Below are 23,800 nucleotides of genomic sequence, written 5' to 3'. Positions count from 1 at the left end.
TCCTGCAGCGGAGCAGGGATGATGATTTTTCTGATTGATCACTGTTCACACCCAACTCACCGCCATTTGCCCAGAATTTACCCGCGAGGCTCTGGTCATAGAAATTGACCTTAATATCCCGGTACTAAGGGTCGTACGTGTGGTGAACAGGATCGTGGCAAATCGCGGATATCCACTGAAAATGCGGATGGATAACGGCCCGGATCTGATATCACTGATGCTGGCGCAGTGTGCTGAAGACCATGGCGTGATGCTGGAATTTATTAAGCCGACGCAGAATGCGTTTATCGAAAGGTTTAACCGGACGTACCGGACAGACACTGGATTTTTATCTGTTCAAAACACTGAATGAGGCACGGGAGATCACAGTGCGCTGGCTGAATGAATACAACAACGAGCTGCCTCATGAATCCCTGAATAACCAGACACCGGAAGAATACCTGTTGATGGCTGAAAAACTGGAAGTCTCAAAAAGTGTGCGAAACTAAAATGGGTGTGCTTTCACAAGTACCGACAGAGTCCAGTTAATTCTCTCTTACAACATTCGCTACAAATAAACGGGAAGCATATCTGGATTTACATGGAGATACGGTGAGAGCTTTAATACTTGTAACCCTGCCATATAAAAAGTTAATATTCAGACAGGATATTAACTATAAAATTAGGGATATACATGGCTAACTCAATTTATTTAACCTTGAGTGGTAATAAACAAGGGCTGATTTCTGCTGGTTGTTCAAGCGTCGATTCGATAGGTAATAAGGGACAGGAAAGCCATCTAGATAAAATATTCATATACAGTCTTTCGCATTCAATGACAAGGGAACAAAATGCAAGCCACCATCCTATCACAATAAAAAAACCTATTGATAAATCGTCACCGTTACTTGCGGTTGCCATCTCAGATAATGAATTATTAACTGCGACTTTTGATTGTTATCGTACTAGCCAATCGGGGGCTCAAGAACTGTACTACAGTATTTCTATTACTGATGCAACCATCTCAGATCTAGCTGTATTTCATCCACATAGTGTGACTCATACAGGTTCAGAACCTCAGGAAACAATTTCTTTACGTTATAAAAGCATAACCTGGAACCATCATATTGCAGGGACAAGTGGCTATAGTATTTGGGATGAACGAGTTTACTAAATAGCGGACTGGGAAATTTATGATTTGTAGTGGATAACTTTCCCAGTAACTAATTAAACGCCGATTTTTCTTCTTGCAATAATATATGGTGCAGCACTTAAATAACCAAAAACTAGAGATGTGTACTGAAGGAATTCGTTGTTACTTATATCTATTTTAAAAATAGGAATAACATCGAAATTCGAAACGTAAAAGTGGAATAATGGCGATATTGACGCCACAGCAATAGCTGCAAATTGACTGTAATTATCGTTGGAATTGGCAAGTTTTTTAATTATTGGATATAAAATAAACAATACTGCTGTTGATAAGGTAATATATAAAAAATCCATTTATTTAACCCTTGTATGATAGATATTGGCCGTATGCAGTATTGTAATCGCCCACTATCTCTAAAAAAATATCGCCAGCAGTCATTAGTCTTATCCCTTTCTTAGTTAAACCAGTGATAAGGTCTGCATCTATATATCTAAATAATCTCTGTAGGTCTGGTTCAAGTCTATATCCGAATAGGCTATTTAATGAAACTGATATATCTACAGTGGAGTAAAGTACGTCTGCACCAGATTCATCTATATTGAGGAGTTGTTTTGCTAGGCCACGATACATAAATCTCACCGGGCCGACATAATCCTCACGATAAAGAAGATAATAACCATTCTCAATAGTGTTATTAAAACCATGAGCTAGCATCAACCCGCCAGCTGGACCAGTTTCAATTAGTCCAAGGCCAGCCACAGTTTGTAAACCGCCAGATACAAAACCTATAGCAGCGATTACTATTTTCTTATTTTCTTTTATTTTGTTCTTATTGAATTCTTCTATAACCTCTCTCTTTAAAATTATAGCTTGTTTTATTCTGTTGCTTGTTAATATTCTATCTTGTTCTTTTAATGACGCAATTTCATTATCCAATGCAGAAACAGCTTCAGGTAATGAAAACTCACCAGTATTAGTCTTCGCTATAATATCAGAGGAATATGCTATTACCTCGGAGATAAATTTATCTTTGGCTAAACTCCATTTTATATACTTATTGGCAACGTTGTTCATTGTCTGAAGAAGCTCATTCTGCTTATTTGCAATGATGTTATTTAGCCGGTTAGATTCTCTTTGCGCGCTATCACCATATCCAGTAGCCCACGGGTGGCGTTCTTCAAACTCCTCATATGCATCCATATCGTCTGATCCTTGACTTATTTTTAGATAAATTCAATTACATTATATAGTTACATTAGCTTAATTGTAAGCCCTCCAAAAATAATTGAAATTTTCATATGTGAAAGCGGCATTTTGCATGCCTGAATAACTGTTCCTAATACCGCTACACTTTTGCCTGACCATGTTTCCCACCAGGGAATGGGCTTACCATTTTCATAAAGTGGCGCACTTTGTTCAGTAATTGCCACATCGAACGACAACTGTGATTTCTGGTTATCGTGTCATGTAATGCTTGCCATAATCGCTCTATGTGGTTGACCCGCGGCGAGTAGACTGTTTGATAAATAACAATAAATTTTGGCTTCTTCAACCATCTCAGCGTTTCACGGCTTTTATGGATAATGTAGTTATCTACGATCAGTGTGATAGTTTTTGCCCGCCTATAGGTACTTTTAAGATGCTTTAACAGGCTGATAAATAAACCCGATTTTTTACTGCAACAACCGATGTAGCTGACTTTTCCCGTGCCACGCACCGGTCAGATAATATTTTTCATTTTGCCCCGGCGTGACAACGCGTTTTTGCTGGCCCGCCGTTGCCAGTCGGCACCGATTTTTGGTTGAGATGGATATTCACCTCATCCTCGTAAAATACGGGATTTTCGGCGTACATCCTGCAAGCGCTTCTGCGATGGCGGCCATTTTCTCTTCTTTATGCGGGTCGCGAATACGCAGCGTGGGTGCCGCTCTCCGCCAGACCAGCCCGGCAGAGGGAAGCCAGCGGCGTACCGTTGAAGCATGTAGATGACAGCCTGTTATCTCATTGATTTTTAGTGCTAACAGTTCAGTACTCCAGCGAAATCGCTGATAACCAAAATCTCCCGGCGAGTGTTTAATCAACTGACGCAACAATGCGCAAATATGCTCAAACGGCCAGCGTCGTCCGCGCCCTGAGGGCAATTATTTCAGACCTCAAATACCATAAACCGTGAACCAGTTAATCCAGCGCCCCAATGATGAACGCACGCAGCAAAGCGTTTTTGCAACGTCGCTGACTTTGTCACCACGATGAAGCATCAACATAGCGGTCAGTCTGCGGGCATGATCTTTGTCGCGTGTTTGATGAATAGTTTTCTGTATCAGGCGTCTTTCGTCGCGGGGTATCGATGCTATGATCGGTATAACTCAGTCCGGTTGGTGGTTTGGGATATTCAGCGATTGATCAGATCGCTTAAATCGGACTGAATTCCTTTCGAGTGATCTACTATTTGGAACAGCTATTTAGACTGGCGCTGTTTTCAGGGAGGAGATCACATCAGCCGGTGGGTGAAATCGAGGGATCAGAATAGGCAGAATGTATATAACGAATCCGGGCTGAATTGCCCGGACTAAAAATTCAAAGTTCTGAAACCAGCCACTGATCGGCTTCATCAAACATTTCTTCAAGCAGGCGGTTAAGGATGGCTTTATCACCTTTGTTGGCATTGGTATTGATACCGTTCGCCTGCATTGGCTTAACCTTAACTTCTGCCTTAGGGAATACACGATGTATTCGCTTGGTTAGTTCAGCCAGGATCAGACCATTAGCACCCGGTATCTCTTCCACATTTCGCTTATGGTAAACCAGTTCAACTATCATGTTTCCACTTCGCCCTGTGACTGTTTGCATATACAGTGGGGAGTTCTATCGCGGTTGAAAAGTCCTTCTGCAAAACTATCTTTCTTCACTTAATAATCAATCGGTTATAAGCGCCACTTTTAATTGTGTTGAGCGAATAAAAAAAGCCGATAACCATCTATGAATCATGTGGTTACCGACTTTTGGTATGTCTACTGCTGCGTCATATGGGCTGGACTGAAGCCGCTGATTTAATCATTAAAGGCACTGAAGGCGCGATTCAGGCCAAGACAGTGACTTATGACTTCGAACGTTTGATGGAAGGCGCTAAGCTGCTGAAATGCTCAGAGTTTGGCAACGCTATCATTAAACACATGTGATATTGACAGTCAGCTAAATATGAACGGGAGCTTGATGCTCCCGTTGTTTATTGTAAAGGTTGCAAGTTTTATCAAAACATTATCAAAATCCCCATAAAACAACGTTCATCAGACTGCAATAGTGATCCCGTCTTTGCCTCTGTCATCATGGTAACGATCGGTCTGTTTCTGTGATTTGTGGCCCACAGCAACTGGGTATTAATCCCTTGCGCGCTGTACAGCCGTTCAAAAAGAGAGCGCGGCTTGTGAAATGTTGCAGGTGTTCCTGATCCCCAACTGATATTGGCTTTATCCCTTGCTTTGCTAAAATTGTCGTCAAAGTATTACCAGTGACCTGAGCACCACGTCCTGCCATGGATGTCGCTCGGAAGTAATGCACCAAGTACTGGTTTATTGCGTAATCCCTGCAGCGAGCCACCATGTCACGCAAGGATATATTCAGCGCCTCATATCGTATTGAAAGGGGAATGGCCAACTTAGCGTCAGTTTTCTCTTGGATAATATCTAGGTGGTCATCCTAGATATCGCTAAATTATTATAGTAATAAAATCAGGCGATACATAACCAAAAATTTCTTTCATCAATAATTGATTAACCAATAAGTTTTATATCACCGAAATACACTACCAGAATCATATAAAATAATTAACGGGAAGGCACGGGAATGGATATAGTCTAAAACATCACTTAAATGGCCCTATCAAGAATAGGATCATGAATTAATAAAAAAACGATCTACTCACCAACAGATTCACTATTGGTTTGTTATCATGACCTTCAAGTTTTATTAAAATTCATCCTTGTAATTTGTTTTAACTACATAGCTGCAAGGATAACCACTATTTCATCAATATAAAATAATGGAGCCAGCATGAATAATAAGTTATTATTATTTTTCATTATAACATCAATATATTCTAGCAATGTGAAACCTCAAGATATTATATATGAGGCGGATATAGAAGCATCAACACAACCTCAAAAAAAAACGTCAACACCCATTTGTTTTTATACTAATGATAATTTCCAAGGTGAACATTTCTGCCTAAATACATCTGAAATGATAGATCTTTACAATACTGATAATAAACATCTGAATGATAAGATATCTTCAATAAAAATACCTAAAGGAATGCAAGCCGAAATTTATAAAAATGATAAGTTTAATGCCCCTTACTATAATGTTACGGAATCTATTGATTTAGCGCGACTAGAAAAAATCGGTATGGCAGGTCAAATTAGCGCGATGAAGGTATTTGAAGCGCAGGCTATTTGCACGAAAAACTGCGTTATTATAGAAGAAAGTAAAATAGAATTAAAAAAAATAATAAAAGAGTATTATCCAAAAACAGAAGATGTCAATAAAATTTTATTATTAAATCTCGAAGTTAATGAAAAAAGCAGTTTTGGTATACAGAGTGTTAACCAACCAAAAATTATAATCGTGGGTAGAGATTTGTTTTTTTATGGTGAAGGAAGTAAGAGTCCTATTAACATGAGGTTAAGCGATGATACAGATAACCTATCCTTTCTTTTAAAATTTAATGATCATGGTTTACAATTTCAATATCTTGAAGCTAAAGGAACGAAACAACTCAATATCCCATTTTGGATCAATACCCAATTATCACCTGATGACTTAGCAAACTTATACATCAGCAATGGCATACCGGAAGATGGCCAAGATCCTGCTCTTCAGAGCATCAACCCGTTAATACTGAATAGAGCGATCATCGCCATCAACAAGCCTCCCCACCGTGATAAACGAGGCGCTTTAGGTATTATTGGCTGTTTAGGTAACCCTCTGCTGGCAATTTATAATTATGTGGTTCAAGGGCGCTGCAACCAGCTCGATAGACTGGTGGGAATCAACGAGTTTTCTCACTCAGATGGGGAAGGGAAAACATGGGTTTTGACCGATTCAGTCACGCCATTACTTGCGCCAGAGCAGCCCCCCAACTTACCAGCAGATAATCCCCGTCAATCAATGTTGCAATTAGCCAGTCTTAATATGCAGTTACATCATCAGGCACTTACTCTGCCAGCGGTGGCAAAAGCCTGTAAAACTTCCATTGAAGAGATTCTATCTGCCCGTTATCCAAGGCAGACAGGCATTCGCTGTGGCTCCACATTATCGAATCTGCTGGCAGATTTTACATTGCTTTTTGGTGAAAATATTATTGATTGGACCACCGCAAATTTGGTCCATGTTATACAGCAAATTAATGAATATGGGACTACGGGCTATGCCGGATCTGACCAGGAGACGGAAAATCGGTTAGTTGAAGGTGTTCAACGGGCAATTTCTACTCTGGGAATCGAACCATTAATAGCAATGCTGCAGGGGGCTTTCGATTATGCACAATTAAATTACGCACGTTATTTTATGCACAGTGAAGGTATCAACAGTGAAAATATAAATAATGAAAGTCGAGAGACTACAGTCTCACCTCTAGCCGCACAAAGCCTACCACTAGGCGATTATATTTTACCTTTAGAGAGTTATATTCACCCTCAAGAACTCCCGACACCATTAATTAGAGACAATAATCAGTGGGTTCAGCCTGAAGGTCTATATTTTGAAATTACCGTGATTCCCGGAGGAGATCAGCATGTCGAGACGAATTTAACCGAAGAAGTGGCCGAGGTTATTAACGATTGGTTTAAATTCTATAATCAGATGAAATATGAATCAGATGAAACAAGATCACCTTTAACTGATAGAGATAGAACCATTTATGCCGCCAAAATTACCAGCCATATGTTAGCTGATCTTTTGCATGACAACTCTGCCGATTATCAATTTGTAGTGGTTAAACTAAAGGGAAAAATAATCAGTGTATTAGCATCAAGAAATGATGAGAATGGCGAGGATAGCTACATTAGTGTTTCTATAACTCATCCACAATATGTATTAAAACCGCATGAAGAGGGTAGCGTTCGAGGGGCAGGAACGGCGGCGGTAAGAGAATTAGCGCGCTATCTGAAAGAAAAAGGTAAAAAGACACTTAAATCTAGTGTCATTTCTCAACCCTCTGCTATTGTCAAAAGCAAGCTGGGATTCCACTATCAGAATTCTTTATGATAATTATTTATTAAAATAGACTAAACGCCACCATTCATTATCCAATCAGGTGGCGTCACTCCATCACTATTTTAACTTAACCCACGCTCTCTAATTGTGGTGGAAATTAATTGAAAAGGTGAGAGGAATGGCCAAATTAATACGCAGGAATAACAATGGGAACTTTTGCCTCATTGCTTGAATCCGGGTGAGCGTTCTAAAAGAACGCTGAGAGTAAAATCTTACAAATATCGTTCCGCCTCTTTCCGGGGGTTCCCTTTGCCGTTGTTACCGGCGAGGGGGCGGACGGCGTAATGCCTTCTTGTGTACTCTTTGCCCCAGTAGTGTGGATCACAGTCTAAAATTAAGGTCGCCATCAGGGCATACTAAAGCGAGTTGATAAACTCTGAAATTTCACTTTGGTAAAGGGATCGCCGCAATGCACAGAGAACGGCATAGTATAGAAAAGATAGGCTGGCTCCGGGCTGCAGTTCTCGGTGCTAACGATGGGATCGTCTCTACTGCAAGTTTGTTATTGGGGGTTGCGTCTGCCAATGCAACACATCAAAGTATTCTTTTGACTGGTATTGCAGGTCTGGTTGCTGGCGCTATGTCGATGGCAACGGGAGAGTATGTCTCAGTGTCTTCTCAATCAGATACTGAAAAGGCCGCCTTGGCTGAAGAGCAAGCAGAGCTTGATGCTGATTTTCAAGGTGAATTTCGGGAGCTGACTTCGATTTATATTCATCGGGGCCTTAATGTGGCACTAGCCAGACAAGTGGCTGAAAAATTGATGAATCATGATGCGTTAGGTGCACATGCGCGTGATGAATTGGGGATATCAGAAATCACTACTGCCCGACCCTTACAGGCAGCGTGGGCTTCTGCAGCGAGTTTCTCTGCGGGGGCGATATTGCCATTACTGGTAGCGGTAATCTCTTCGGCTAGCTGGGCCATTCCAGCTATTGCGCTATCCGCATTGGTTTCTTTGGCTATTTTGGGGGGGATTGCGGCGAAAGCGGGTGGAGCACCAATACGTTCAGGCGTTATCCGTATTACCTTCTGGAGTGCGCTTGCAATGGGTGTGTCATCGGGTGTTGGTATGTTATTTGGTTCTTTTATTGGCTGAGAACAGAACTGTGCAGCGCTTTATAAGGAATATCTGACGATTAAAAGGGGGATTTTAAATCCTCTAATGTTTACTTAATTTAATAGGGATAAATTAAAGTATCAACATTCAGAGGGCGAGCCATGAACAGAAAGTTTGCACCTGGCCAAATTTTATTCCATTGGGTCATTTTTATTTTGCTTGTACTCACTTATGCAGTAATGAAATTAAAAGGATTTGCCATAAGGGCAGTAATCCTCGTGAATCCATGAAGAGCATTCATTATACACTAGGTGTCAGTGTCCTGATTTTAATGCTAATTCGCACAATACTAAAATTGACAAATAAAGATCCTGATATCACTCCAACCGCACCACACTGCAAATTGCAGCTTTAAAAACCGTTCATGGTATTTTGTATCTTTTGTTTAACAGCTTGCCATGACTTGGTGTTTTGTCTCTGCATTATGGCCATGTCGAATGTTAATTTTCTCCTCCGCGATACCGATCGCGGAGGAGAAAATAGTATTATGCAGAATAACTTAAAAGAAATTCATGAACTTATTGCCAATACGGGCTACTTCATTATTGGTTTACACGCGGCGGCAGCAATATTTTATCACTCTATTAATGCGGAGTAATACGTTGGTTAGAATGTTGCCAGAAAAGCACTAAGTTCATCAATGTGCCTATCAGGTCATATGGGATTAGCGGATACTGCTATTTTGTTTCAGGAGCAACGCGCAGAGACGTGGTGCTACTATCGTTCATCACCTCGTATACCTGTCTGAACGAGCAGACGGTAATGTTTTGCATTCTTATGACATACGCGGCAATTCATGAAAATTATTTATATAAAATTGTTAATTTTAAGCAAAATTGTCGGATTGCTCGCATTGTTCTACAGTTGAAAGGAGCTAATGTTTTGAAAGGGAAGTGGGTTAGGCTGATAAATGAATGCGACCCCTTTTTATTGACAGGTAATTTTTGCGGGTGATTGGATGATTCATGCATTTTCTGTACTTGAAGATAAATGTAGGACAATACCTGCTTGGGTAAAATCGTTTCGCTATATATCATCAGATAAGCGTGATCTCAGGGTTGATCTGCTGCGGGGCATTGCTCTGGTAATGATGGTTGCAGCCCACATTGAAGTGATGTCGATATTGAATATCTTTACCTGGGAGCGTTTTGGCCTAACAACCGGCGCCGAAGGGTTTGTTATTCTCTCGGGATTTATGTTGGGTGTGATCAATCGCCAGCGCTTAAAGAAAGACGTTCTGCTCACTATAAGCTATTCATTATATCGACGAGCAGCAAAAATATATGTAGTTAATGTTGTGATTATACTTAGTGTTTTTCTCTTAACTAAACTCAATTTCATAAAAACTTTCGAAGTAACCCATTTCACTGATCGCTTTTCAGAAGTAAGTTATACGCTATATCCGCTTTACGACCAGCTAAAAGAATCCTGGTTTAATATGGTGCTCTACTTACAGATCGGGCCCCATCAGAGTCAAATTTTGGGGCTGTATTTCTATCTGTTGCTGGTAAGCCCTATCTTTATCTATTTATTGCAGCGCGGCTGGGTAGGTGTATTGCTATTGTTATCTCTGGCTTTATATATCACCTACCACATTACCGGGATACGACTTACATCGGCGGAGTTTGAGTTTGCTTTTCCATTTTTGGCTTGGCAATTTATTTATGTCTTAGGGATGACGATTGGCTGGTACAAAGAAGAGTTGCTCTCTTTAGCCCGTACTCAGGCCGGATTTTGGATTTTGTCCGTTATGATATTATTTACGCTGGTAATGATGTTTATTGCGCAGAATCATACCAACCCATTTATGCCCTATGACACAATGCTCCATACTATAAGTGCGAAAAACTTCAATTGGTTCTATCAGAACTTTGCTGAAAAGAATGCGCTGGGTCCACTGCGCATTATCAATGATTTCACTCTACTAACAACGTGTTATCTGGTGTTGAGTTACTTTTGGAAACCAATAAACAAGATGTGCGGTTGGTTCCTCATAACACTAGGCCAACATTCTTTGTATGTTTTTATTATCCATGTGTATGTGGTTTTATTGGTTAGTCAGGTAGTGGATTTTGGCCTATGGCACCGAGCATGGTTGCTAAATACGCTGGTTCATCTCTGCGCTTTAATGTTGTTATGGCTATTTGCAAAATATGATGTTGGCAGAAGATTCATTCCTAACTGATTTGTATTTTTTCGACTCAATCTTATTAAGAGGTCAGCAGTGAAAAATACTCCATCTACTCTAGATAAGAATCAAATTACTAAACTACGTAATTGCATTCTTTATGAACTGAAATATTCTCTCGGGGTGGCACTGTCAACGGCATCATCCAGTGAAATTTTTAGTGCGTTAGCATTAGTTGTGCGACGCAACCAAACTGATGATTATTTTAACACTCGAGAACGACATCATCAGGCAAGAAAAAAACGTATTTACTATATTTCTATGGAGTTTTTAATTGGTCAATCTTTGCGAAATAACCTAATAAATCAAGGGTTGATGGAAATAGCCAACGCAGCGTTAGAATCTCTTGGGGTAGATTTTGAAGTTATTGTAAAAAGTGAAGAAGATGCAGCATTAGGTAATGGAGGATTAGGACGTCTGGCCGCATGTTTTATTGACTCAATGGCAACCTTGGATATTGCTGGTTCTGGTCACGGTATCAAATACGAATATGGCTTGTTTCACCAACAAATTCAGGATGGACAACAAGTAGAGAAGCCTGATGATTGGCACTCGACACACTCACCTTGGCTAATAGAACATCAAAGTCAGGCCATGATAATTCCGCTTTATGGCCGCATAGTTGAAGTAGAAGACCAGCAGGGAAATTACAATCCAATGTGGATGGATTGGAAAATAATTATTGGAGTACCTCACGACTACCTAGTCTCTGGGTACATTAATCATACCGTAAACGCGTTGCGGTTATACAGTGCTTGCGCTTCAGATTCATTTGATATTCATATTTTTAATCATGGTGATTATCTGAAAGCTGTTAATCAAAAAATCGCATCTGAAAATATCTCTAAAGTGCTTTATCCCTCCGATGAAGTGTTGGCAGGGAAGGAATTACGTTTGACACAAGAGTATTTTCTGGTGGCTTGTACATTACGCGATGTGATGCATGATTTCTTCTTACTTTCCAATGATATTAAACAGTTACCAGAGTTTGTTGCCATTCAACTTAATGATACCCATCCGGCGCTGGCTATTGTTGAGCTAATGAGAATATTGGTAGATGAACATACTGTTGATTGGGATATGGCCTGGGATTTGACACAACGGGTTTGCGCCTACACCAATCATACCTTAATGCCAGAGGCGTTAGAGAAGTGGTCAGTCAATTTATTCGAGCTGTTACTGCCTCGGCATTTACAAATTATCTATGAAATTAATCGCCGTTTCCTACTGGAAATACAGAGATGGCGCCCTGAACGGTCGGATTTATTAGTATCAATGTCTTTGATCGAAGAGACGCCTGAAAAAAAAGTGCGCATGGCCTATCTTGCTATTATCGGTAGTCACAAAGTGAATGGGGTAGCTAAACTTCATTCTGAATTAATTAAATCTAATCTTGTACCTGATTTTTATTATTTAATGCCTGAAAAGTTCACCAATCAAACGAATGGTGTTACACCTCGTCGCTGGATTCAGCAGGCTAATCCCCGGTTATCGGCGTTTCTGGATTGTCACTTAGGCAATGAATGGGTTACCGATCTAACACTCCTGAGTAAACTTAAATTGTTAGCGAACCAACGTGACATTATTGCTGAACTGGCTGAAATAAAGAAATTTAATAAATTAAAGTTAAGTCAAATAATTACGCGTCAGCAAGGGATTATCATCAATCCAGAAGCTATGTTCGACTGCCAGATTAAACGAATTCATGAATATAAACGGCAATTACTCAACATCCTCTATGTGATAAACCTTTATCAAAAAATTCTGAACGGAAAAGAGGTTATTTCGCCGAAAGTTCATATCTTTTCGGGCAAAGCGGCTCCTGGCTATGCAATGGCTAAATTGATCATCCAGTTGATTAATCAAGTTGCGCTGAAAGTGAACAGTGATCCTAGAGTCAATGAACAACTTAAAGTAGTTTTTTTAGAGGACTATAAAGTCTCACTAGCTGAAAGTATTATTCCAGCCGCCGACTTATCAGAGCAGATATCAACTGCGGGTACCGAAGCCTCGGGCACCAGTAATATGAAACTGGCTATGAATGGTGCTTTAACTATCGGAACGTTAGATGGCGCTAACATTGAAATCAGAGATGCTGTTGGACATGAAAATTTCTATGTTTTTGGCTTGTCCGCAGAGGAAATTGCTGAGCAAAGAACTAGAGGGCGATCGTCGTATGACGAGTATTTATCCCACCCAGAAATTAAAGAAACTGTTGATTTACTGATTTCAGGTATTTTTCATCCCAATAAAAACCTGTTTTCGCCGATATTCCATATGCTGGTGAGTCACGGTGACCACTATTTCCATTTGGCTGATTTTAACAGTTATTGCCATGCCCAATATCAAGTATTGACCGACTATAGTGATACTTACAGTTGGCACAGAAGAGCATTGAATACTATAAGTGGTATGGGCGAGTTTTCCAGCGACAGGACTATTCGCGGGTACAGCAAGGATATTTGGGGTGAGGGTAATTTTAAGTGAAATATTACAAACCACTCATGCTATTACTTGGTTGGCTACTTTTCAGTCCAGCCGTGATTGCGAGTGAAACAACTAACACATCCGCTGTTAAATTATTTACCAGCCCTTGGTCTCGTCTTTTTTCTGGTAATGATGACACATTTTCGACGGCATTAACCTATAGCTCGCCATTGGAAAAAAGTCTGATTAATGTTCCTACAGGGAGATATTCTTCAGAAGAGGTATACAAGGTAAATCAACGGGGGCTTTTTAGTATGCAGTATTCCCCCATAAGTTACTTTTTTGCCAATATGACAATTCGCGTCCCATTGCAAAATGCCAGTAAATACAGTACCGATTACGTTTATAGTTTCGGTTATGATGATTGGCACCCAGGAACTTTCAGTCTGGTCTATGGCAATTACAACGATAATAATAGTTTTTTCCCGGCAGCAGGAACCCAGAGCACTCGATTTGAACAAGGTTCATGGACGTTGGGTTATAAATTTACCTTACCTAAGCCGGTAGAATCCGCATTATTGATTAACAAAGGTGATGCGCTAGTTTGTCAGGTTGGCTACAGTTATGTACCACGTTATTTCTCTGACGCTTCATCAAGCATTGAAGAAAATAAAAGTAGTTTGCTAGGAAGTTGCGGTTATACCCTACTGCAGCACTATTTCTTACGTTTATCTGCATTTTACTACCCTGACCATAAGCAGCAACAGCCGTGGGATTATGATTATACCTACAGTATTGGCTATACGTCGGGTTATAGCCCCGGTTCCTGGTCAATTCATTATGATAACTATACCGGGACTCGCTACCCGTGGCGGCAGAATGCCAATGCGAACTTTCGTAGTGGGACAATAAATCTCAGTTGGACATTACCTCTATAAATTGAAGGCGTAAGAATCTGTGCTACGCTTAATTACGTTGTTAATAGTTAACTGAGCATAATGTCTTTTGCAAGTATGAAAGTTCATGGACGTGGGCATTCTCTCTTTAAGATGATGCTTGATAAATTAAGTTTATATGAAGCTTTTGGGTAACTTATGCAACCACATCCTTCCGCTACAGGTGTGACATCCATTCTTGTTGTTGATGATTCGGCAAGTTATCGCTTTTTACTGGTTAACCTACTAAGAAATTGGCAATTCACTGTTTTTGAGGCAGAAAATGGTCAAGACGCTTTGGCTATCCTTGATAGTAATTCCATCAATATGGTGATCAGTGACTGGGAAATGCCGGTTATGGATGGGTTGAAACTCTGTACAACTATCCGAAAACAATATTCCGATCGCTATATTTATTTAGTATTGATAACCGTGCGTCAATCCGTCGAGGATTTGATCGCGGGATTAGATGCGGGTGCCGATGATTTTCTGTCAAAACCGATAAATCAAAGTGAGCTACGCGCCCGATTACATGCGGGTGAACGTATATTAATGCTAGAGGCAACCCTCGATGCTCGTAATCAGAAATTGTCCCAAGCCTATGAACAAATAGAAAATGACTTGCAGGCTGCGGCAAAATTGCAACGTAGTGTTTTACCTGCAGAAAAGCTAATGGTGAGTGGTTTTCAAGCTGAATGGATGTTTATACCATCTGCTTATGTTTCGGGTGACTTGTTAAGTTTTTTCCAACTGGGTAATCAACACATTGGTTTTTATAGTATTGATGTTGCAGGGCATGGTGTGGCGGCAGCGATGCTCTCACTGTCAGTTGCGCGCCAATTTCTTAATGGGCGCACGGTGGATAACTTACTGATTTCGCCCGCAGATACCCCCTCTGGTTATCTGATTACCCCGCCACATAAAGTTGTCAACGAACTTAATCGCCGTTTTTGTATAGAGAATGATGATATAGCCACTTATTTCACTCTTATTTATGGCGTTATTGATGTTCAAACCGCGACCGGCGTGCTTTGTCAGGCAGGGCATCCGACACCTTTTATTGTCAGTAGCTCAAGTCAGATTACGCCCATTGGTGAAGGCGGGGCACCGGTTGGACTTATTGATTCGATGGACTATCAGGACACGGTGTTCACTCTGGCTTCGGGTGATCGGCTCTATTTATTCACCGACGGTATTATTGAGTGTGAAAATGCTGAGCAAGAGCTTTTTGGAGAACGACGGTTACAAAAATTACTGGCCGCTAGTCAGCGCGACAGTGTGCAAACCGTTTTTAGGCAAGTACAGCAGGCATTGAAATGCTGGCATCCTGCGCAAAAAAATGACCATCAGAGCGATATTCATAATGGACGTTCTGCATTTAGTGATGATATTTCGTTGCTGGTAATTGAGCGTAATAACAATTCCCTTCTCCTAACAGAATTGTAAGGAAGAAATAATGAATTTTGAAACTAAAACAATTGAAAATGTATTAGTGATAACCCCCTTGATTAGGCGACTCGATGCATCAGTTTCGCTGAAATTTAAAGAAGATATACAAGCAATGATTGCCCGAGGAGCCAATAATATTTTATTGGATTTTAGTCGGGTAGATTTCATCGACAGTAGTTGTTTAGGTGCACTGGTTTCGTTGTTGAAAACCTTAAATGGTAAAGGTGAGTTGGCTATTTGCTCATTGAATAACAATATCCACGGAATGTTCAAGTTAACCCGGATGGATAGGATATTTACTATCGGCACTGATCAACCCGATACCATACAGCAGATGAATTTCGTAGCGCCTTGATTTATAGGGAGTAAATATTTATGAAAGCCATGATCCTTGCTGCCGGAAAAGGAACCAGAGCCAGACCACTGACCACCATATTGCCAAAACCAATGATCCCATTAATTCGAAAACCTATTATGGAATCAATTATTGAACATTTAAGAAAATATGGTTTTAATCAGTTAATGGTGAATACCAGCTATCTGTCTGCGGACATTGAGAATTATTTCCGTGATGGCCATGCCTGGGGAGTGGAAATAGGTTACTCTTACGAAGGTATTATGGAGTGTAATACTTTTGTTGATAATGTTTTGGGGTCTGCCGGTGGAATGAAGCACATCCAAAATTTCTCAGGTTTTTTTGATGAAACCTTTGTAGTTGTTTGTGGTGATGCATTAATTGATGTGGATTTCGATGAGGTATTGGCATTCCATCGAGCTAGAAAAAGTTTGGCAACCTTGGTTATGCGCCCAGTCTCGGCGGATCAGGTAAACAAATACGGTATTGTTGTTACTGATGAGCAGGGTAGAGTTAGTAAGTTTCAGGAAAAACCTAAAAATGAAGATGCATTATCAAACAATGCCAATACTGGAATCTATATTTTTGAGCCGGAAATATTCGATTATATTCCTGATGGGGTTGAATATGATATAGGTAGCCAGCTGTTTCCTAAACTTGCTGAGTTAGGTGTTCCTTTCTACGGTATTGCCTTGCCATTCCAATGGGTTGATATTGGATCTCTACAAGATTTTTGGCATGTCAATCGCATGATCCTTAATCAGGATTTACCTGATTATCCCATGCCGGGAATTAAAATTGCGCCTCAAATATGGTGTGGGCTTAATGTCAAAGCCGACTTTTCGACCTTGGATATTGAAGGGCCAGTCTATATTGGTAGTAGCACAGAAATACAATCTGGCGTGACAATTAGAGGGCCTACAATTATTGGCGCGGGGTGTTTATTAGAGCAAGGTGCGGTTGTCGAACAAAGTTTTATTGCTGATTATACTCGGGTTGGGGGCATTGCACATTTGTATCAACAGATGATTTTTGCCGGGAAAGTTATCTCTCCAGACGGTACAGCAATTGATTTATCTGAAGCGGGTTTACACTGGCTTATTGATGATAAACGGCGTAAAGATATTATTATGGCGGAGAAGTCTTTATTTGAAGAATTGCTAAATAAAGATACGTTGATATGAGTTATCGCCACTATGACTCACAAGGTTGGTTAATGAAAATATGTTTGCCTGCATCATTATCTAGCCTGCTTGTTTTACATGAAAAGTTAATACAATTCATTCACCCCTTAGAGATTGATTCGTCCAGCAGTTATGCTATGGAACTTGCATTGAATGAAGCATTTATCAATATTGTAAAGCATGGTGTTAATTATGATTCCACTCAAAATATTACTATTATAATGCAATATGACAATAATCAACTAGCCGTGACTTTACAGGATAAAGGGAAGCCTATACCCACAGAATTTTTACAAAATAAAAGCGGATTATCTCATATGCCTGAGTTGTTAGCGCCGGATTCGTGGCCTGAAAACGGTATGGGGTTGATGATGATGTTTAATGCTGTTGATGACATCAGTTATACAGTAAAAGAGGGAGTCAATTATCTATCGTTGATAAAAAGAATAGAAGAGAAGACGTGAAAATTATGTTTATTCATAAAATGATGCTCCTTTAACCCCCCGGCAATGGGTTGATTTATCTCACTTATTTTCCTGGATTGACTGAGGTAGTGATAATGGCTTTTTATTTCTCTTCGTTTGAAAACAGGAAACCACCATTACCACTGAAAACTCATTGGGTTACTGAGTTTTTATGGCAAAGTCTGGCGGTTGCTGCGTTTATCTTGGGGGCAAACTACATCCGCTGGCGCTGGATGAATTCACTTAATTACGATGCGCTTTGGTATTCAATCCCCTTAGTAATGGCCGAAACACTGGCTTATATTGGTTCTATTTTATTTACCATAAACCTATGGAAAGTAAGAGATATTCCTGTTCTCCCCGCACCTGAAACCATCGATGACTGTATAGCTCCTGAAGAGAAGCAAGAAAATCGCCAGATAAAAGTTGATTTGTTTATTGCCACCTATAATGAAAATGTCGAATTGGTGCGCTTATCGATTCGTGATGCACTCGCCGTCAGCTATCCCTTCCCTTTAGATTATCGTATTTATGTATTAGATGATGGTAATCGAAGCGAAATGGAGGCTGTCGCAGCAGAAGAGGGAGTTAATTACTTAAGTCGGGAAAATAATATTGGATACAAAGCAGGTAATCTTCGTCATGGGCTGGATATGACGGACGGTGACTTTGTTATTATCTGTGATGCTGATACACGAGTTTTCCCCACAATATTGACGCATACTTTAGGATATTTTCGCGATATTGATGTTGCTTGGGTTCAGACTCCTCAGTGGTTTTATGATTTACCACAGGGCAAGCGATTACCTGAATGGGCAAAGCAAAAGCTAGGGTCGACAGGCTATTTTGTCGGTAAAGGGATTGAGAAGTTGGTTGGCCCGCTCACCGTGGGGCATGATCCCTTTTTTAATGATCCGCAAATGTTCTACGATGTCATTTTACGCAGACGTAATTGGGCTAATGCGGCTTTTTGCTGTGGTGCTGCATCAATTCATCGCCGTGAGGCTATTATGCAAGCTGCGTTACGTCGCTATGTAGATAATATAGAAGATGAGATTGAGAAATATACAAGTGACGTAATTGATAAACAAACCCAGGCAGACTTGGCTAAAGCCATGTTACCTCATGTGGTACAAGATACCGAGCTGATGCCATATAAGTTTCATGTTTCAGAAGATATTTATACCTCTATCGTTTTGCATGGTGATCCTGGCCGTAAATGGCGATCTGTCCTGCACCCGCAAATAGAATCAAAAATGCTCTCACCGCAGGATTTATTGACTTGGATGATCCAGAGATTTAAATATGCAGCTGGTTCAATGGATATTGCGTTGCATGACAGACTTTTCTCCAGTAAGAGGATTAAGCTCAGCGCAATACAAAAATTAATGTATGGGACTACTTTCTGGTCCTATTTTGCCTGTATCTGGAATACGGTATTTTTGATTGCCCCATTGATTTATCTTTTCACGGGTATCCCCCCCGTTTCGACTTATTCATCTCCTTTTTATTTGCATTTTTTGCCCTTCATGATTGTCTCTGAATTAGCATTTATGTTTGGAACATGGGGGATATCCGCATGGGATGGGAAATCGTCTTTTCTTGCTTTATTTTCTATGAATTTACGAGCATTGGATACAGTGCTCCGAGGAGAGAAAATCAAGTTTCATGTGACGCCAAAAGAACGTCAACAGGGCAATTTTTTATCCTTGGTTAAACCTCAACTCGCCATTATTGGGCTGACGTTATTGGGGTTGATTTGGGGAGCGATTCAGATAGCCGAAGGCAACATAAAAGACCCCTCCGGCTTTGTTATCAATATCTTTTGGGGGGCTGCAAATATTGCAGCTATGATACCGATTGTTTTAGCCGCGCTTTGGCAACCTGAGTATGCTGTGCAGGAGGTTTCCTGATGTCATTCAAATATAACCTCCTTAAGGCGCGCAGTTATCTAGCGATGGTGATCGGTATTTTAATCGCTTTCTCTATTGTGTTGTATGTCGAGAAAAACTCTCAAGATATAGAAGATTCCCGTGTCCATATCAGCTCCAGTATTGGCCGACCATTAGCACCGACTCCTCGACCACTGACTTCCGAAGAAATAATTTGGGCTAAGGCTGCATGGCAATATTTTATTAATAATACTCAGCCGAGTGGTTTAGTTAATTCCGTGGATAAATTTCCATCGTCTACAATGTGGGATACCAGTAGTTATTTTATGGCGATGATTTCAGCACAACGAATTGGTATTATTCAACAGGATGAATTTGATACCCGAATCAGCAATGCATTAGGTGCATTGGCTAAATTACCACTATTTGAAGGCAAGTTGCCTAATAAAGCGTATAATACACAGACTCTGTCTATGGTTAATTATATTAATCAGCCCAGTACCAAAGGTATAGGTTGGTCGGCTATTGATATTAGTCGAATGATGGTGCCATTAAATATATTAGTTTGGAATTATCCCCAGCATGCTGTCGAGGTCAATAAGGTTATTTCGCGTTGGCAATTGGAAGCGCTAGTGGCCGATGATCAATTACAAGGATCGGTAGTTGATGATAAAACTCAGATCATTTCCTTACATCAGGAAGGGCGTATTGGGTATGAGCAATATGCTGCACGAACCCTGCAACTGGTTGGTATTAATGCTAGTTTAGCCCTTGATTACACTGCACATCTACAATTTATTAAAGTTGAAGGAATACTGGTGCCTGATGATGATCGTATCTCGCAAAAAGAGGGGGCGAATACATTTATCGTCAGCGAACCCTATATTTTGACAGGTTTGGAACTGGGTTTTGATCTTTATTCATCCGAATTAGCATGGCGGGTTTTTAAAGCTCAGGAGAATCGTTTTCAGCGTACCGGTATATATACCTCCGTCAGTGAGGACCATGTTGATAAAGCACCTTACTTTATTTATAGCACACTGCATTATGCTGATGAAGATTGGGCTGTAATTACGGATAAAGGCGAGCGCGTTAATCAGTTGCGACAATTATCAACTAAATCGGCATTTAGTTGGTATGCCCTATGGCGCACACCTTATAGTGAACAGACACGAAATCAATTAAATAGCTTGATGGATTCGAGTAAAGGTTGGTATAGCGGAATTTATGAAGTTAATAATAAAATAAATACTTCACTAAATGCCAATACCAATGGCGTGGTGTTGGAAAGTTTGGCTTTTATCAATGGCGGAAGACTACTTTGTGCTGCCTGTACTCAGGTGATGCAATCCGTTGGCGCAACAGATAAACAACTAAAGTAGGAAGATTTTATGATGGGAAATCAGTCATTTTTGATAAAGATAAGTCTCATTCTTAAGGCTGGCTGCTTAATGTTGATTCTTTCGCTCATGCCGTCTTTTAATACCTTAGCCGAATTACCGGGTGATAAATTAGCTGCTGAAAACTACCCTGTGCGGCACGGTGAGTTAACGCCCAGAGAGATGGCGGTTGCAGTTAATGCCTGGCAATATTTTGTCCATAATTTACAGCCTACAACAGGGCTTGTTAATGCAGTTAATAATTATCCTTCGACCACCATGTGGGACAGTGCATCTTATTTGGCAGCGCTGGTTTCAGCTCGCGAATTAGGGATTATTAATAAAGAAGAATTCGATCATCGTATGTTACCATTTTTGAAAACACTGAATAACTTATCGTTATTTCAGGGGCAATTACCGAATAAAGCGTACAACACAATAACTGCTGAAAAAGTTAACTATCTTAATAAGCCGGGTGAGATAGGATTTTCCGCTATTGATACTGGGCGTATGTTAATTTGGTTGAAAATTATTAAAGAACGTTACCCTGAATATGCTAATAGTATTGATAACGTGGTATTGGATTGGGATTTCTCACATGTCATCGATGATTGCGGTACGTTATATGGCGCGATATTAGATAAAAATAATACGCCTCAGTATGTACAGGAAGGGCGATTGGGCTATGAGGAATACGCCGCCAGTGGCTTCCAACTTTGGGGGTTTTCAACCTGTCAGGCATCGCGACCTGAACCTTATGATTTGGCAAAAATTTACTGCGTATTAGTGCCTTATGATTCACGGGACCCACGCACTAATAACCAACATAACTATGTAGTGACTGAATCCTATATCTTGCATGGTTTTGAAATGGGTTGGGATCGCAGTGATGATCGGGCCAATAAAGCAGGAAGCTACAGTCATCCGTGGATGAAGAACTTTGCTAATCGTGTCTATCAGGCACAGGAAAATCGTTATCGTGAAACGGGAATACTGACGGCGCGTTCAGAACATCAGTTGGATAAAGCCCCTTACTTTGTTTACGACACGGTTTTCGCCGATGGTTATAACTGGAATACAATCACCGACCAAGGTGTTTTTGTCCCTGAAAATGCGGCAGTATCATTAAAAGCTGCGTTAGGCATGTGGGTATTGTGGCATTCGCCCTATACCGACAGGCTATTTGATGCGATAGAGAATGCCAATGTGAAAGGATTGGGTTTCAACGAAGGACTTTATGAGAATGGACATGGGCCGATAAATGAATTTACGGCAAATAATAATGGCATCATGCTAGAAGCCTTGTTATTTAAAAAAGAAGGGAAAATACTTCGCTTCACCAGTGGTGATCCCAGCCACAGCGACTATATTCCGTCGCTGTGGGAACGGCAGTTAATTAACGGGTTTGACACGAATAACAGCAAACGAAATAGGCCATATATTGATGCAACTCCTAGCCTGAAAGCATTTTGTGATCAATCGGGCATCGCGATACGTAAAGCACCAAATTGTAAGAGCTGCCAGTGCGCTCAGTGTCAAGATGAAAGCAGCAGCAATAATAATTTATTTAAATTACCGGCAGCAACATCATGCGCAAAACAGTGACGTCTGCCGCTATTGCCTGGGTTATTGGTGCTGGGCTACTGGGTGCTGCGTTTACGGGCGGTATGTTTGTGGCAAGCAGTATTACTCCCAATTCCGTTGCCTATTCAGCCCGTAGTGGTGTGTTATCAGATAATGAGCAATTATGGGCGAAAGTCGCTTGGCGTTACTTTGTTAATAATACGCAAATGGGCACTGGGTTGGTTAATTCGTTGGATAATTACCCGGTTGTTAATTTCTGGCAAATCGGTGACACCTTTGTTGCATTAACCGCCGCTGCTCAATTAGGCCTCATTAATCGGCAGGAGTTTGATCAGCGCCTTTCACTCTTATTGGCAACGATCAGTCAGTTACCTTTGGTTGAGGGGAAAACGCCAAATTTGCTTTATAACACTGTCAACGGGCAGATGATTGATTATGCTCATCAGCCAAAACCGTTGGGGTGGTCGGCACAAGATATCGGCCGCTTAATGGTTGGTTTGAAAGTTGTTGCACGTTTTTATCCTGAATATGCCGAGTATCTGGATAAGGTTCTATTACGATGGAATTTTTGTCAGATTATTGATGGTAACGGTGAGTTACTGAAATCGTCTACTGTTAATGGCCAATTTATCGCCAAGCCAGAAGGCGTGTTGGGTTACAGCGAATATACCGCAGGCGCATTTGGGCTGTGGGGGTTTCCTGTAGGAATATCAGCTAATCTTCCTTATAACACCACGTTCATTTATGGCATCCCCATCGATTTCGATATCAGAGATGCTCGAATAACCTATGTACCCACTACTGTTGTCAGTTTGCCTTATTTACTGACAGCGATGGAATTAAAAAATACCCCAATATTTAAACAGCAGAAAAAACGGATAGATAATATTTATCGAGTACAGGAAATACGCTGGAAAAAAGAACATATATTGACGGCGCGTAGTGATTACTTGACCTCGGTTGCGCCCTATCACGTTTACGATACGGTGTTCGCTAACGGTTATCATTGGAATACTATTAGCGAGGACGGGCAATTTCACCCTGATTTGGCATTGGTATCCACCCGTGCAGTTTTTGGCTTATGGGTTTTGTGGAATAGTCCTTATACCGATGCATTAATGAAGTTGACTCAAATGCAGCATGATGAAAAACGCGGGTGGTATGAAGGGCGTTATGAAAATAATGGCGCGTATAACAAGACAATTAGTCTGACGACCAATGCTATGGTCTTGGAAACGCTGCTCTATAAAGTGGCGGGGAGCTTAATTAATACCGATCCTACTGCGGGATATCTGGACGTGCGTATGAGTGATGCTTTTTCACGTCCGCAATTATGCCTGCCGCAAGAAAGAGTCATCCGTCGAGAGGTCGCATCGAAATGAACATTAATTATCGGTGTAGAACTTCTATTTTAAGTT

General features: G+C 40.7%; 17 protein-coding genes and 4 pseudogenes. 16 read left to right on the top strand and 5 right to left on the bottom strand.

The genetic code is table 11. From position 1 onward, the window contains the following. Positions 1-73: 73 nt before the first annotated feature. Positions 74-488, top strand: a pseudogene (locus tag DBA33_RS08775) (integrase core domain-containing protein); the annotation flags it as partial. A gap of 185 nt (positions 489-673) precedes the next feature. Continuing rightward, positions 674-1,153, top strand: coding sequence for an Hcp family type VI secretion system effector (locus tag DBA33_RS08770; protein ID WP_120806251.1), 480 nt, complete (start codon positions 674-676; stop codon positions 1,151-1,153). A 53-nt stretch (positions 1,154-1,206) separates the two neighbouring features. On the opposite strand, the gene DBA33_RS08765 is transcribed toward DBA33_RS08770, so the two are convergent. The 4 genes and pseudogenes from DBA33_RS08765 to DBA33_RS08750 form a co-directional block, all read right to left on the bottom strand. Continuing rightward, the gene (locus tag DBA33_RS08765; protein ID WP_064513189.1) at positions 1,207-1,485 is read right to left on the bottom strand and encodes a hypothetical protein; all 279 of its coding nucleotides are present in this window, start codon (positions 1,483-1,485) and stop codon (positions 1,207-1,209) included. Positions 1,486-1,489: 4 nt separating this feature from the next. Further along, positions 1,490-2,332, bottom strand: coding sequence for a DUF4225 domain-containing protein (locus DBA33_RS08760; RefSeq protein ID WP_120806250.1), 843 nt, complete (start codon positions 2,330-2,332; stop codon positions 1,490-1,492). A 145-nt stretch (positions 2,333-2,477) separates the two neighbouring features. Next, positions 2,478-3,495 (bottom strand): annotated as a pseudogene (locus DBA33_RS08755) (IS630 family transposase). Positions 3,496-3,709: 214 nt separating this feature from the next. Next, a complete protein-coding gene (locus tag DBA33_RS08750) occupies positions 3,710-3,952 on the bottom strand; it encodes a DinI-like family protein (protein WP_049596384.1) in 243 nt (80 codons plus the stop codon). A gap of 191 nt (positions 3,953-4,143) precedes the next feature. Here DBA33_RS08750 and DBA33_RS08745 point away from each other — a divergent pair. Then, positions 4,144-4,311, top strand: a pseudogene (locus DBA33_RS08745) (NADP-dependent isocitrate dehydrogenase); the annotation flags it as partial. Positions 4,312-4,419: 108 nt separating this feature from the next. On the opposite strand, the pseudogene DBA33_RS20900 reads toward DBA33_RS08745, so the two are convergent. Further along, positions 4,420-4,843, bottom strand: a pseudogene (locus tag DBA33_RS20900) (tyrosine-type recombinase/integrase); the annotation flags it as partial. A gap of 339 nt (positions 4,844-5,182) precedes the next feature. Between DBA33_RS20900 and DBA33_RS08735 the strand changes: the two are divergent. The 13 genes from DBA33_RS08735 to DBA33_RS08670 all read left to right on the top strand — a co-directional run bounded on the left by DBA33_RS08735 (position 5,183) and on the right by DBA33_RS08670 (position 23,764). Next, positions 5,183-7,396, top strand: a complete 2,214-nt coding sequence (locus tag DBA33_RS08735; RefSeq protein ID WP_120806247.1) for a hypothetical protein — start codon at positions 5,183-5,185, stop codon at positions 7,394-7,396. A gap of 418 nt (positions 7,397-7,814) precedes the next feature. Then, positions 7,815-8,504, top strand: a complete 690-nt coding sequence (locus DBA33_RS08730) for a VIT family protein (protein WP_064513193.1) — start codon at positions 7,815-7,817, stop codon at positions 8,502-8,504. A gap of 979 nt (positions 8,505-9,483) precedes the next feature. After that, complete coding sequence (opgC, locus tag DBA33_RS08720; RefSeq protein WP_064513195.1) at positions 9,484-10,710, top strand: OpgC domain-containing protein; 1,227 nt, start codon at positions 9,484-9,486, stop codon at positions 10,708-10,710. A 39-nt stretch (positions 10,711-10,749) separates the two neighbouring features. After that, positions 10,750-13,200 carry a glycogen/starch/alpha-glucan phosphorylase gene (locus DBA33_RS08715; protein WP_120806245.1) on the top strand — a complete coding sequence of 817 codons (2,451 nt, stop codon included), beginning with the start codon at positions 10,750-10,752 and terminating at the stop codon, positions 13,198-13,200. A 17-nt stretch (positions 13,201-13,217) separates the two neighbouring features. After that, positions 13,218-14,078, top strand: a complete 861-nt coding sequence (locus tag DBA33_RS08710) for a hypothetical protein (RefSeq protein ID WP_120806265.1) — start codon at positions 13,218-13,220, stop codon at positions 14,076-14,078. 156 nt (positions 14,079-14,234) lie between these two features. Continuing rightward, positions 14,235-15,521 carry a SpoIIE family protein phosphatase gene (locus tag DBA33_RS08705; protein WP_120806243.1) on the top strand — a complete coding sequence of 429 codons (1,287 nt, stop codon included), beginning with the start codon at positions 14,235-14,237 and terminating at the stop codon, positions 15,519-15,521. A 10-nt stretch (positions 15,522-15,531) separates the two neighbouring features. After that, positions 15,532-15,879 (top strand): STAS domain-containing protein, encoded by a 348-nt coding sequence (locus DBA33_RS08700; protein WP_064513200.1) that lies wholly within the window; start codon positions 15,532-15,534, stop codon positions 15,877-15,879. A gap of 20 nt (positions 15,880-15,899) precedes the next feature. After that, complete coding sequence (locus DBA33_RS08695; protein WP_064513202.1) at positions 15,900-17,063, top strand: NDP-sugar synthase; 1,164 nt, start codon at positions 15,900-15,902, stop codon at positions 17,061-17,063. Next, on the top strand, positions 17,060-17,527 hold the full coding sequence (locus DBA33_RS08690; protein WP_240442697.1) for an ATP-binding protein: 468 nt from the start codon (positions 17,060-17,062) through the stop codon (positions 17,525-17,527). Before DBA33_RS08695 ends, DBA33_RS08690 begins: the two co-directional genes overlap by 4 nt. Positions 17,528-17,622: 95 nt before the next feature. After that, positions 17,623-19,440, top strand: coding sequence for a cellulose synthase catalytic subunit (locus tag DBA33_RS08685; protein WP_120806241.1), 1,818 nt, complete (start codon positions 17,623-17,625; stop codon positions 19,438-19,440). Next, positions 19,440-20,801, top strand: a complete 1,362-nt coding sequence (locus DBA33_RS08680) for a DUF3131 domain-containing protein (protein ID WP_064513204.1) — start codon at positions 19,440-19,442, stop codon at positions 20,799-20,801. The genes DBA33_RS08685 and DBA33_RS08680 overlap by 1 nt, the downstream gene beginning before the upstream one ends. 87 nt (positions 20,802-20,888) lie before the next feature. Next, on the top strand, positions 20,889-22,403 hold the full coding sequence (locus tag DBA33_RS08675) for a DUF3131 domain-containing protein (RefSeq protein ID WP_064518236.1): 1,515 nt from the start codon (positions 20,889-20,891) through the stop codon (positions 22,401-22,403). Next, a complete protein-coding gene (locus DBA33_RS08670) occupies positions 22,388-23,764 on the top strand; it encodes a DUF3131 domain-containing protein (RefSeq protein WP_120806240.1) in 1,377 nt (458 codons plus the stop codon). The genes DBA33_RS08675 and DBA33_RS08670 overlap by 16 nt, the downstream gene beginning before the upstream one ends. The last annotated feature ends 36 nt before the right edge of the window (positions 23,765-23,800 follow it).

Origin of the sequence: Yersinia sp. IP36721 (assembly GCF_003634395.1) — a bacterium.
Taxonomy (GTDB): domain Bacteria; phylum Pseudomonadota; class Gammaproteobacteria; order Enterobacterales; family Enterobacteriaceae; genus Yersinia; species Yersinia entomophaga.
This window is presented reverse-complemented; position numbering and strand designations above follow the sequence as displayed.